Raw genomic sequence first — 8,552 nt, forward strand, 5'->3', positions numbered from 1 at the left:
CGGGGTGTGGCTGGTGGGGTTGCCTCCATTCTCTAAGTCCTTGATTCTACAAGGATTTTCGCGTCAAAAATCTCGAAGTGTGACAGCGGTTAGGTACACCTAAGTGGTGCGCTGTGTCGAGCATCCTACCTTTTCATTTTCGCACTATCCAATCGTTTTGTTTTGATGATCGATGCCTGTCTGTTTTTCAGGAGGGCGTACTTCTCGCATTCATTGCCATGACCTCGATTATCGATCGGTCAGGTCGTGTAGGTTTCTTGGCATTCCGGGGTGATGAGGTATAGTGGCCATTGGGAGGCACTTCCGAATGGCACCTTCGAAAATGATGGCGTCTCGGCTGGGTTGATAGAGGAATAATGGCTTGGCGCAGTGGTGCTGGAGGATGGAATTTTGAGCGTTGTTATTGATGTGGTCTCTTTTCTATCTGGCATATTAACTATTATCGCCTCTTCTATAGCTATTTATTTGTTCTTGGTAAAGCGTAAAGAGATATTTTCAGTATTTTCTCTTCTGGTTAATTATACATTTCAGCTATCACTTTCTGAGATAAAAGAAAAGCTTGAGCGCTTAAATGATTATAATGCCAAGGATCCAGAGAATATAGAAATTATAGAGAATATCTTCCATGATATAATTGGGCAGATTCGTGGTAATGATAAATTATCTGGCCATTTTGCTGAGTTGATAGTAAGGATGGAAGAACTTACTACTAATAGAAAGAAGCTTACAGAGCCAAAAAAACGTGCGGTAGTAAGTGAGCTGCGGGAAAGGCTCAGGAATCTTAATGTCGGAAACATAGATGATTTAGTTGGGGGGGAGGGCGCGTGAGTAAAATTATTGAAGCGGTTAATGTTATGGCTTCTAATAAAGATAAGTTTGATATGGTTTTGCAGGGTGTACACGAATCCGAAATTTTCTTTCGCTATGCTGGTAAACACAAATGGTCAATCATCAAGAACGACTCAGGTGAGTACTACCTACACTACTACCCTGGAAGCTATAGTCTTGAGAAAATGGCAGCCTGGGAACCTGAAGAGTGGCAGGAGTTCAGTGGTTTGATTTCTTACAACTCTAAAGACTTAGGTACCAAGGAGGCGCGGGAATCCCTTGGGGAGTTATACACTTTGGTTAAAGAGAAAGTGTATGGGATGGATGATGTTCTAGATGATATAATTAGCAGCGATGATACGTGGTGATATTATTATCGCAGGCAAGCTCCTGCGGTGGTGAGCTGCGCGCTTATGTTTGCTTGATGGGTGGCTCACCATCTATGTATTGTATTGTCAGTGTAATTGTCTGATCTTTCTTTAATGCCACCTCCAGTAGCCTGAGGGTGTGGCTTTTGGTGTTTGTGTGTTTCGATTTTACTAATATTTTAACATTTAATTCCCCGGATTCCCCAGTTGGCACTTTCCAATCAGCTTAGGAATCAGATGGCATAAATCCGGCGTGACAGGTAACTCGCTTAACCCCTCAGGCATCCTGAGTTGACCCGCCCCTCTGATAAATGCCAAATCCCCCTGTACTACCCGGCTGCATCATCAAGGATCGATCAATATCCATTGTTTCAACGGATGCAGGGCTGTGTAGGCGACGATAGCCTCTAACCTATGCTGATCCACTGCTTCGGTGTTATCGAAGCTGGATGAGTGCTGTGGCCTTACACTGTCTCTTTCATGGCTCGCTGCACTGTACTCAAGGCACACCCAACAATTGTTGCTGTCTTGCGAAGGCTATTGCCGGATGCCACACATGCCTTAATGCGAGCGTGTAGCTCGTGATCCACCTGTCGGCCTTTGTACACACCGCTTTCCTTTGCCTTGTCGATGCCTTGTTCTTGGCGGCGACGGCGGTCCTCGTAGTCCTTGCGAGCTACCACAGCCAGCATATCTAGCAGCATCCCGTTGACGGCGGCGATCATCCCCTTTGTGAAGTCATCCATGCCGTCTGTAGCCTTCAATGCTGCGTGGCTGGTAGATAGGTCGAGCGATACAACTGTCACCTTCTTGGCTGCAATGGTGGCCTTGAGGCTGGCCCAGTCTTCTTGTGATAGGCGGGAAAGGCGGTCTACACCTTCAATCAGCAGTACGTCACCGACGTGGCTGTCTTCTAGCAGCCGGAACAGCTCAGGCCGATCCAGCTTAGTGCCTGAATCGTTCTCAACATAGAAGCAAGCAATCTTGTGACCATGCTCTGATGCGAAGTCGATTAGCGATTGCTTGGCACGGCTGGCGTCTTGTGAGTCTGTACTGGCGCGAAGGTAAGCTCTGATGAACATGATGGTGATGCCTGTGCTCGTTTGGGTGTACCGATTATATATGTGCTCGATAGGGTTGTAAATCTATTTATATCGGTACAGTCCGGGTTATCTGTAGGGGGCTTGTTGTTGTACTCGATGGCCTATACTCAAAGCGGTACAGTCCAGATGCAGAGGGGGGACGATCATTTACTGGTGCTGGATTCAGGGAGGGCTGGTTGCCAATGCTGTGACGGGCGTATAGCCAAGGAGGCTGTATGGGGGTTGACGGCAAGCATCAGGAGCTTTTCGCTTATCGCTCACCGTCTGAAGAGCAACAGCAAAAAGCTGCCTGACACTAAGGATGATCGGTTTATCTATGAAGGGGGGGGTGTAATGCAGGCTCTGCTGTAGTGCAGGTCAGTGTGTAGTGCAGGTCACTCAGGATCTACTCGGTATCTCAGTTGGCATCCACATGGCCCTTGTTCTGAGCTGCCCAGCGTTTCGTCCCTCTGCTTCCAAAGAGCTTGGTTAGATTGTGCGGTCTCTGCTTCTCGATTGATCGAGCGCTCTTCTCCAGTTTCCAAGGTGGCAGTAATTGATCATGGACATTCATCTCGTTTGGGAGGGGTCTGTCTGACACGGAGGAGTTGGAGCCCAGTAAAAATCAGTGTTTGAGGCGCTTCTGCGTGAAATTTGAGGTGTTAGCTGGGTCATTGCTCGCCTGCTTTCAGCCCTGCTTACGGTAAGTACTTGCGTATGGGCGGCTTCTGGGTAGGCTAGGGTACAGGCAGTATGCTGATAAGCTGGCTAGATCCCTCAGCCTCGGCTATCATCTGGTGTTGTAGAAGTCAAGCAAGGAGTATGAATCCGAACTTTCAAATACCCTCAATCTCGGGGAGTTTGATTTGGTGCAGTCCCAAGTGGGGCGATGCGGCGGTCCGTTGCTGACTCTGGTGGCAAGGGATACAAGGAGCTGGTGCATAAGAATTTCTTGGTTAAAGTGGTGGCTGTATTGGGTGAAGAGACGTCAGCTAAATTTTTAGCCCACGTTAATTTGGGGGTTGGTCAGCAAAAATTCTTGCATACCCACATCCACCCACAAAACGGGCAGTCTTACCCAATGTACACACTCCCAAAACGTGAAGCTACATTGATGGCTATGTCATACAGCTCAATCATCTCTGCTGCTGTGTACGATCGTATGACAGCGCTGGAGGATGAGCTTGTTAAGAAGGTTGTCCACGCAATCCCTCAGACCTTGGCTGCCTCAGGCGTGGCTTGCAACTGATCGTTGTTGTACAGACTCAGGAGAAGCTCCAACTCCAGATTGAGATTAAGGGGTGTATAGACCGCTCCCTTGTTGTTGCAGTGCTGGCTGCAAAAAATCTATCACCTTGAATGTATCTGGCACCACGCCGTACCAGTTAGTAGTCGATACAAAACGAAAGAGCTTTTGGCTCTTGACTCTACTATGTGTGCTTCACACATGACCTTGCCTGCACTGAGAGTCAAGTCAGGGCTTAAAGTCTTTCTGTCCTGTATCGACAGATTGACTCTAGCAGCGTAAGAGCTCAAGGGCTGTGTTGGTTTCTCTTGCGTCAAGGTCTACGTCAAGGGCAAGCTTTTTGTGGCTTCCACAGAGCATGCTATTACCTTGTTGCCTCAAGGTGACTGATTCCTATCCTTTGCGTATGCAAAGAATGTAGTAAGGCTCTTGATCTTGGAGAGAGGGTATAACACCCTCAAGGCTCTTGACTTGTTTGTCAGTGTAGGCTGTTTCCTGTGGGTGCCCACAGAATATAGTCAAGATCAAAGGCGAGAAGCTTTTCGTTTTGTATTGACTCTTTATTGGTCTTAGGGTGTGTCAGTTTGTTCTGTGTAGGTGGTGAGTTTGCTCGCCTACACAGACTTATAGTAACTTAGGTTGTTTTTCTGCATAGACGCAGAATCATAAATGTCCAATTTAAGAGTAATGCAACATTCAATCCTGCTTTTCTGCCCTTTGGTCATCAAAACAGAATCAAATGCTTCTATGATACATGCGGCCGAAATAGGTTCCACCCTTGCAATTTATGCAGCCAACTTTTGACTATGAGATGCGTCTCGCCATTGCCTTAAGGTTTTGCGGGGTACGCCAGTCAGTCGCGAGACTTCCGATAGATTTATTCCTTGGTTCAGTAAGCCCAGTGCCTCTACTTTCATGGGGTGCTGTTTGCGTGCTGGCAAAGGAATCATATTGCTGATCTTGGCACCTGCAAGTTCAGCAGTATGCAGGTTGTTGTATTCTTCAGCACTCTTATGCTCGATGAAAGTGCGCATGTCGTAATGGAGTTTTGCCAGTTCTTCAGCGCTGGGTTTGTGTAAATTATCGCCATCATCCCACTCGCTGGCTTCCGGTTCGGGTTCAATACCCTCCATTTCGTTGATGAGATCCTGAGGGCGACTCTTCATCATCCATGGCATGATTAGTTCAATTGCTTTGACGTAACGTCTGGCATGTCTTTCTCTCAGCTGCAGCAGATCTTCAACGACTTCGTTGGTTACGATTGAAAGGCTCTCCAGAATCAAGACAAGGTTTCGCACAGACAATGGCATGGACTTGCCGCCGACATCGATATCTCGGTCATGCCAATCAAGTCGTGCAATGCCTTCGATAATGTCCATTGCAAACACTGGATAGCGCCCTAGGTGCGTTGTGCAGCCGACGAAGCCGTAAAATGGATTAACAATACTCTTGGGTTTGCGTCCGAGCCCGCTCTTCGGTTTGCGCATGGTCGTGGTAGTGGCTATGGCTGTTGGTGCATTCTCTGTCAGCCATTGAGCAGCGTTAGCTTCGAAGCGCACACTCATTGCTTTCAGCTCTGCTGGAGATAGCAGGTCTGAAGCGTGGTCGTTTGCATCGGATGTCAAATTTGAGGCGAGTGCGTACGGCATTGGAATATCTCCTTTTCAAGTTCAGTTCATAGGCAATCCTCTCGGGTTCTGCCGGTTGGTTTTGGTAAATCGCAGGCATAAAAAAAGCCTCAACTTGCAAGGCACTGATTTCGCAGTGGTCGCGGGGGAGGCTTCAGATGTCTGTACGCATTTTGATGCGAGGGCGGATCATACTGCTGTCATAATGATAATGCAACTGATTATTGATGCAGTCGGAGGACTTTCTGCATGGCATTAGGGGTGTCCTGATCTACTCAGGGATCTGGAGTGGGGTGTAGGTGGCTTCTACCTGCTTCTTTAACTCAAGCAGAAGCTTCTCCTTCGCTTGTTCGGCCTTCTTGGCTGCCTTGGTTTGCTCTGACTGGAGTAGTTGGGCCAGCAGCAGCTCTTTGTATCTGACGTGCTCAGCTTCCAATGACTCGATGTACTTAGCTTTGACGTCCGCTTCAATTTGAGCGAGGTCGGTTGCTTGCAGTGCCGGTGACTTAATCAAATGGCAGTTAAAGTTGATAGGCCCCAAGTTGAGCGGGAATGCGCTCATGGTGCAACCTTGATTTAAGTTGTCAGCAACGAGCTGTAGAAACTCTTTACCTATTCCTGATCTAATAATGATGCAGCATTGTGTGGAGTTCTTATAATGCTGCTTGGCAGTAGTCACCAGCTCCTCCAATCTGCTTGGGTCGTATTGAGGTGGAACCCCTTTAATGGTGATCTTTTCTACTTTGGCAGTCATCAGATTGTCTCCTTCATCAGTTTCATTTTAGTTAGCACGCGTTCAAGGGTTGCTGCTCTATATTGCTCAGTCGTAGGCGTCTTCTTTACTCGATTACGAGCAGCTGCTGGTGAGGCGCTTTGGGTCTGTCTTTGCTTACTTGCGAACGCCATTCTTTCTCGAAAAGTCATTGGTGTACTCCATATTGGGTTGTGGGGTTTAGGCTGTGCTTTGCTCAGATTGCGATATTGGAAGGCTCTATTACGGTGCTCTCAGGTCGATGGGGGTATGACCCTGTACCCTAGCTAGGGGTCAGCGTTTTTTATCGTTTCGAATCAATGAATCAAGGAAGCTATGGGAGACTTTCGCCAGTTCACCAATATCTACCAAGAGGCCCTTGGCTCGCGCCTTGGTTGCTAGCTTGAAGTACTTCGATAAAGTAAGTTCGCCAGCCTTGATGAAGAGTGTCTTGGTGTTTTTAGTTGGTTCTGCTGGCGCTGTGACGGTTCCTGTTATCAAGTTGCTTTGTTTGTCGATAACGATGAAATTCATGGATGCACGCAGCCGGAAGCACTCGTCGCTCTGTTGATGATCAGCTGATTGATCAATAGGTTGAGACTGTCAGCTTGTGTCTTGAGAATGTCAAACTGCGGAATTGTCAGCTTCAATTTCACAGAGATTGTTGGTGTCTGCAATTGTCGCCATGTCTTGCTGCGACAAGCGTGACTACAGTGGCGAGCGTTACCATACTTGTTGGTAAGCGAGATACCGCACTGCTTGCAATTGTGAATATTGGGCATAGAGATGTCCTCCTTTGGATAGGTGATTGTTTGGCTAGCGACTAGGTTTTCTTGCAGGCGAAAAAAAAGCCCACAGATTTAGGTGGGCTATTCAAGATGGGTAGAGAGGGTGGGGTAGCACTTAAAGTGAAGATATCCCTACTTACTTTAATACTACCAAGGCGATCTTGATTTGTCAATACATATCTAAAAACTAAAGTCAATAATTATTTTTGACTTCTTCGCGCGGTGGACATCAGAAGCCCCTTTGCGATGCGCTATCGGTCCAGTGGTTGGGCTGAGAGTTTCTGATTTCTGTCGCAGTCTTATGATGGGTCGAGTACCCCCCCATGTCTTCGGTGCCATGCAATAATTTCTTAGTCAGACTTGATGTGTTCGAGAGCTTCCTGCATTGCTTTCAAGGGTGTCCTACTGCCATAAACGCCAAAAGTGACGGCACTGTCTTCATGCCCAACGATTCTTTTGATCAGCGAGTCTTGTACGCCAGCATCCCTTAAGTCATCGATGAGTGTGTGTCGGAAGCTGTGGAATGTCTTCTTGTTGTCATCAATGCCGCGCTTAGCCTTGTACCTTCCAAACCACTTGGATGGGGCATGCCCCAGCTTTCCCCGTACAGGTTCAAGTTCAGGGAACAATCTATGGCCTCCACTGGCTCTGGCTGACTCAACATGCTGCAGTAGACCAAGCTCAATCAGGGATGGGTGTATGGGCAACATGCGTCGACTGCTTGCATTCTTTAGATTCTGACCTTCGCTGCTGTCATCTACGCGGATGCATTGAATGCCTTGTTGCTCAACAAAGTCATCGACTCGTAGCTGACACAACTCTTCCAGTCGAGCACCTGTGTAGCGGCCCAGCAATGGTATCCAGTAGCGCCAAGGATGTTTTCGAGCTTCAGTTTTGAGTGCATTCAGGTCGAGAAGGGCGGTCAGGTCACGCTGTTCAAATGATAAGCGTGCTTCCTTTGCTGAACCCGTCATCATCTTGAGTCCGGTCAACGGGTTGTCTTGGAGGTATCCGTTGATTTTGCACCAGTTCATAAATGCTGAGAGTTTGCGCAGACGATTGTTCACCGTAACCGCTGTGACGGTCTTGTAGGTGCTACCAGACTCAACCACCTGCAACAGTGTCTTACCTTTGAACTCAGGTCGTAGTCCGAAGTATTGCGGGCAGCGGCTCAGGCGATCTTTCAGCAGGCGTGCTTGATGCACATCGAATGCAGCAATAGGCATATCACCCATCAACTCAAACAAGTCTCGTAGTGAGCGTTCCACTTCGTGCGTGCTCACTTCACGCCATGTGCCACCACGTTTACCTTCCTCGATGTATCGCTTGGATAGGGTGCCAAGGGTTGGGCTGCCGCTGACTTGCTTGGGTGTAATGGCTGAGGGGCCCCGTATGACAGATTGAATTGCTGGTGCGGGCGTAGCGTCTCGCCACCCAACACACAGCGTACGGAGCGTCTCAAGGTCTGCTAAGGGATGTTCAAGTAAATGCTCATGCACCTTCTGAGCAATGTGGCTTGCTGTGAACAAAGCGGACTGACGCTCACGCAGGTTGAGGCTGAGGCGTAGGGTGTGCCGATTAGGGAATAGGTGCTTGGGCAGCCGCAGATTCATGTAGTAAGCGGAGTTGCGGCGGACGATGTAGGCCATAAGTGGAACACCAAAGTGGAACAGTCGAGTGGAACAATGCTGACTGCACCCCAGATTTTTAACTGCCCGTGTAACGTGTTGGCACGGGTTATTGGAAGCAACCTCAAAAGCCTGAAACCCTTACTCCATATGGCTTGCAACGATTACCGAGCATGCTTGCATGCCACATGGTCAGATCCGGAAGGAAGCAGCCACAGCGGGAACATTGTGTG

General features: G+C 48.3%; 8 protein-coding genes. 3 read left to right on the forward strand and 5 right to left on the reverse strand.

Annotated elements, in window-relative coordinates; all coding sequences use genetic code 11:
* The first annotated feature begins 390 nt into the window (after positions 1–390).
* Together B347_RS0118510 and B347_RS0118515 are read left to right on the forward strand one after the other, a co-directional pair.
* Positions 391–828 carry a hypothetical protein gene (locus B347_RS0118510; RefSeq protein ID WP_100218047.1) on the forward strand — a complete coding sequence of 146 codons (438 nt, stop codon included), beginning with the start codon at positions 391–393 and terminating at the stop codon, positions 826–828.
* Positions 825–1,196, forward strand: a complete 372-nt coding sequence (locus B347_RS0118515) for a hypothetical protein (RefSeq protein ID WP_019411190.1) — start codon at positions 825–827, stop codon at positions 1,194–1,196. Before B347_RS0118510 ends, B347_RS0118515 begins: the two co-directional genes overlap by 4 nt.
* 464 nt (positions 1,197–1,660) lie before the next feature.
* On the opposite strand, the gene B347_RS0118520 is transcribed toward B347_RS0118515, so the two are convergent.
* On the reverse strand, positions 1,661–2,278 hold the full coding sequence (locus tag B347_RS0118520) for a recombinase family protein (protein WP_019411191.1): 618 nt from the start codon (positions 2,276–2,278) through the stop codon (positions 1,661–1,663).
* A 937-nt stretch (positions 2,279–3,215) separates the two neighbouring features.
* On the opposite strand from B347_RS0118520, the gene B347_RS25185 reads away from it, so the two are divergent.
* Positions 3,216–3,527, forward strand: coding sequence for a hypothetical protein (locus B347_RS25185; protein ID WP_157786894.1), 312 nt, complete (start codon positions 3,216–3,218; stop codon positions 3,525–3,527).
* 782 nt (positions 3,528–4,309) lie between these two features.
* Here B347_RS25185 and B347_RS0118535 read toward each other — a convergent pair.
* From B347_RS0118535 to B347_RS0118560, 4 genes are all read right to left on the reverse strand, one after another.
* Positions 4,310–5,173: a helix-turn-helix domain-containing protein gene (locus B347_RS0118535; RefSeq protein ID WP_019411194.1), complete on the reverse strand. Its 864-nt coding sequence runs from the start codon at positions 5,171–5,173 to the stop codon at positions 4,310–4,312.
* A 250-nt stretch (positions 5,174–5,423) separates the two neighbouring features.
* The gene (locus B347_RS0118540; RefSeq protein ID WP_019411195.1) at positions 5,424–5,906 is read right to left on the reverse strand and encodes a hypothetical protein; all 483 of its coding nucleotides are present in this window, start codon (positions 5,904–5,906) and stop codon (positions 5,424–5,426) included.
* A 291-nt stretch (positions 5,907–6,197) separates the two neighbouring features.
* On the reverse strand, positions 6,198–6,437 hold the full coding sequence (locus tag B347_RS0118550; protein ID WP_019411197.1) for a hypothetical protein: 240 nt from the start codon (positions 6,435–6,437) through the stop codon (positions 6,198–6,200).
* 604 nt (positions 6,438–7,041) lie between these two features.
* Positions 7,042–8,340, reverse strand: a complete 1,299-nt coding sequence (locus B347_RS0118560; RefSeq protein ID WP_019411199.1) for a site-specific integrase — start codon at positions 8,338–8,340, stop codon at positions 7,042–7,044.
* Positions 8,341–8,552 lie beyond the last annotated feature (212 nt).

The organism is Pseudomonas psychrophila HA-4 (assembly GCF_000282975.1).
Classification (GTDB): Bacteria; Pseudomonadota; Gammaproteobacteria; order Pseudomonadales; family Pseudomonadaceae; genus Aquipseudomonas; species Aquipseudomonas psychrophila_A.

Coding starts and splice junctions, on each gene's coding strand:
- B347_RS0118535 (WP_019411194.1), bottom strand. CDS start 5,173: ATGCCGTACGCACTCGCCTCAAATTTGACATCCGATGCAAACGACCAC.
- B347_RS0118540 (WP_019411195.1), bottom strand. CDS start 5,906: ATGACTGCCAAAGTAGAAAAGATCACCATTAAAGGGGTTCCACCTCAA.
- B347_RS0118550 (WP_019411197.1), bottom strand. CDS start 6,437: ATGAATTTCATCGTTATCGACAAACAAAGCAACTTGATAACAGGAACC.
- B347_RS0118520 (WP_019411191.1), bottom strand. CDS start 2,278: ATGTTCATCAGAGCTTACCTTCGCGCCAGTACAGACTCACAAGACGCC.
- B347_RS0118560 (WP_019411199.1), bottom strand. CDS start 8,340: ATGGCCTACATCGTCCGCCGCAACTCCGCTTACTACATGAATCTGCGG.